Below are 1,886 nucleotides of genomic sequence, written 5' to 3'. Positions count from 1 at the left end.
CCTTAGGCGCAGCCGGAAAATAGAGATGCGGTTGGCAGTCTATTTCGGTGCGTCTTAAGACGCCTGCAAGTAACAGGCCCTTTTAGGGCAAGGACAAACCACCAGTTCAACTGGTGGTTATGATTATGCCTTGTTTAATGTCTTGCTCAACGCCTTGCTGACTGCTTTGCTGGCTATCTCGCCGATGCGATCAGGGCGTCGGCGCCTTTTTCCACGTACTCCAGCGGGGCTGCCAGGTTCATCCTCACGAAACCGTCGAATTCCTCTCCCCCGAACCAGTCGCCGAAGTCCACGGCAAGCTTTCCCTTTTCCAGGACTGCATCCTTGACCGAAGCGGGATCCATCACGCCTCTCATGTCGATCCACGCCAGGTAGGTGCCCTGGAGGTCAGACACGATAGCGCCTGGGAGATCCTTCGACAGGCGCTCTCTGAGGTAGTTGAAATTCACGTCGTAGATCTGGTGGATAAGAGCCTCGTACCATTCGCGGCCACCTCTGTATGCAGCCTCGGCGGCGATGTAGCCGAACGGGTTACCCTGGCTCACGCTTATCCCGGCGGAAAAATCGTCCCATCTGCGGCGGTTGTTTTCTTCAGGAATGGTGACGATGGAGTTCTGTCCGGCGGCCAGGTTGAAAGTCTTGGATGGCGCGGTGAGTGAGATCACCATGCTGTCGAACTCGCCCGGCTCGCCGCACTGGAGGGCAGGAACGAATTCGGTGCCCGGGGCGATGAGGTCGTGGTGTATCTCGTCAGCAACTACCAGAACGCTGTTTTCGCGGCAGATGCTCAGGAGCTGCCGCAGCTCGTCAGCGGTCCAGACCCTGCCTACCGGATTGTGAGGTGAACACATGATGAATAGCTTCACGTCGTTATTCTGGATATCCCTGCGGAACTTCTCGAAGTCTATGGAGTAACGGCCGTTATCGTTGACCAGGTCGCTCTTGACGAGCTTACGGCCGTTGCTTGTCACCGCATGGAAAAAAGGATAGTACACCGGTGTGTTCACGATCACCGCGTCTCCGGGCTCTGTGAAGATCTGCACGGCCCAGTGGAAGGCGGCCACGACGCCAGGAGAAAACCTCATCCACCGGCGCTTTATCTCGTAACCGTGGACCGACATTTCCCAGTCCATCACTGCCTCGTAGTAGCTCTCCGGAACGGCCATGTATCCCATGGCGCCGAGATCCACGTAGTCGGCCAGAGCCTTTCTAACGCACTGAGGCACCTTGAAATCCATGTCGGCCACCCACATTGCGTGGAGGCCGTCTCTCCCGAATTGTCTGTTCAACCCATCCCATTTGGACGAGTTGGTGTTTCTTCTATCTACAAATTCCAGCTTTTCCATTTTGAACCTCCAGAAAAAATAAACTTTATCTGATCGGGTGTCGCGGTGCGGCGCCCGGCGGCCGGTACGTAGGGTCCCGGTCGCAACATGTTTAATATAACAGAAAAATGCTGTTCTATTTTGCGGGAAAGCTGGATTTTTTCCGGTGCAGGGGCGGGCAATCGCGCCGTGGCGCAGCTGAATAATCTCTCGCGGGATGCCCTGCAAAAAAACTTTTCAGAAATTTGATTTTTTCCTTGCAATGCACCTGATGCATCTGTATAATAACTCTTGTCACGCGACACGAACACAAAATATGCCGCATTGGTCAAGAGGTTAAGACGCAGCCCTCTCACGGCTGAATCATGGGTTCGATTCCCGTATGCGGTACCAGGTGCAGGACCTTGCAAGCTCAGGAAGATGAGCTGCAAGGTCTTTTTGTGATCTTTAGTGTAAAAAAACCACCGGCTAAGCCGGTGGAGTAAGAAGCTTTAGCTTCAAGAAAAAACCTCCTGTGATATCATGAATGAGGCTTCCAACCGCACTCATGTAACAAAGGAG

General features: G+C 53.9%; 1 protein-coding gene and 1 tRNA gene. One reads left to right on the top strand and one right to left on the bottom strand.

Features of this window, described 5'->3' with window-relative positions; genetic code table 11:
• Positions 1-173: 173 nt before the first annotated feature.
• On the bottom strand, positions 174-1,346 hold the full coding sequence (locus BQ7382_RS00015; protein ID WP_077389498.1) for a MalY/PatB family protein: 1,173 nt from the start codon (positions 1,344-1,346) through the stop codon (positions 174-176).
• A gap of 297 nt (positions 1,347-1,643) precedes the next feature.
• On the opposite strand from BQ7382_RS00015, the gene BQ7382_RS00010 reads away from it, so the two are divergent.
• A tRNA-Glu gene (locus tag BQ7382_RS00010) sits at positions 1,644-1,718 on the top strand.
• The last annotated feature ends 168 nt before the right edge of the window (positions 1,719-1,886 follow it).

The sequence above is a fragment of the Mobilibacterium timonense genome, from assembly GCF_900155555.1.
Classification (GTDB): domain Bacteria; phylum Bacillota; class Clostridia; order Peptostreptococcales; family Anaerovoracaceae; genus Allobaileyella; species Allobaileyella timonense.
Note: the sequence above shows the minus strand (reverse complement) of the source record. Positions and strands in the feature narration are given on the sequence as shown.

Coding starts and splice junctions, on each gene's coding strand:
- BQ7382_RS00015 (WP_077389498.1), bottom strand. CDS start 1,346: ATGGAAAAGCTGGAATTTGTAGATAGAAGAAACACCAACTCGTCCAAA.